The 1566-nt window shown below is 36.7% G+C and carries 1 protein-coding gene; it reads right to left on the reverse strand.

What is annotated here, in order from left to right:
- Window positions 1-1375 (reverse strand): glutamine synthetase III domain-containing protein (locus AC1DND_RS27605; protein WP_477586019.1); only part of this gene is annotated, 1375 nt, incomplete at its 3' end.
- Window positions 1376-1566: the final 191 nt, after the last annotated feature.

Below are 1566 nucleotides of genomic sequence, written 5' to 3' on the forward strand. Positions count from 1 at the left end.
GGTCGGTATTGTCTAATAAAATCTGAGGGATTTTAGGAATACCTAACCAAAGTGCGTTATCTTCTTTGATTTTTTTGCTGATACGTGAGTGCTCAATCTCATCTAATACATCGTTCAATTGAGAACCTAAGAAGATAGAGATAATTGCAGGTGGCGCTTCGTTGGCACCTAAACGGTGATCGTTGCTTACTGATGCAATACTTGCACGTAATAAATCGGCATGCTCGCTAACGGCTTTAATTGTGTTTACAAAGAAAGCAAGGAACATTAAGTTGTTTTTAGGTGTTTTACCTGGTGCCAATAAGTTTTTACCGGTATCGGTAATTAACGACCAGTTGTTGTGTTTACCTGATCCGTTGATGCCTGCGTATGGTTTTTCGTGTAACAATACACGGAAATGGTGACGACGGGCAACTTTTTCCATCAAATCCATCAATAATTGATTGTGATCGATAGCCAGGTTAATTTCTTCATAAATCGGTGCACACTCAAACTGAGATGGCGCAACCTCATTGTGACGGGTTTTTAAAGGAATACCTAATTTTAAAGCTTCGTTTTCGAAATCTACCATGTAGCTGAATACGCGCTCAGGGATAGAACCGAAATAATGATCTTCTAATTGTTGGCCTTTAGCAGACATGTGTCCGAATAAAGCACGGCCTGTTAATAATAAATCGGGACGAGCATTGAACAATGACTCATCAACCAAGAAATATTCTTGTTCGATACCTAAAGAAGCATTTACTTTAGTAATGCTTTTATCGAAATATTGGCAAACATCAACAGCAGCTTTATCAAGCGCAGCTAATGCTTTTAATAAAGGTGCTTTATAATCCAAGGCTTCTCCGGTATAAGATACGAATACTGTAGGGATACATAGTGTTTTACCTGCTTTGCTTTCCATGATAAAAGCTGGAGAAGAAGGATCCCAAGCAGTATAACCACGAGCTTCGAAAGTATTACGTATACCACCGTTAGGGAAACTAGAAGCATCTGGCTCTTGTTGAACTAAAGCGCTACCAGCGAATTTCTCGATAGCTCCATCGCCACTTGGCTCAAAAAATGAATCATGTTTTTCAGCAGTTGTACCAGTTAATGGCTGGAACCAGTGCGTATAATGCGTTGCGCCAGCACTCATTGCCCACGCTTTCATAGCGGTTGCAATTTGGTTGGCATCGTCAGAATTAATTAACTCACCCTGGTTGATAGATGATATTAATTTTTCATATACGTCCTTAGATAAGAAATCTCTCATTTTTCTCTTATCAAATACATTAGCGCCAAAAAAGTCAGAAATTTTTGCCGCTGGTGCTTTAACTTCTGGTGAAATTCTGTTTTGAGCCTCTTTTAATGCGATGGTTCTTAAGCTTTTCATTAATTTGTTATGTTTTTTGTCAAAAATAGTATATTTTATTAATTCTCGTAAAAGAATCGTATTATTTTTATCAATTTTATTGAAAATGAAATAAAAAAATGTTTTTCAGATGAAAAATTTCATTTTTTGTAAAGAAAATAGATTTTTTAAATGTTTTATGGAATTGCTGATTTTGCCGCATCATGCTATAA

It is taken from the genome of Pedobacter sp. 01N416 (assembly GCF_056399685.1).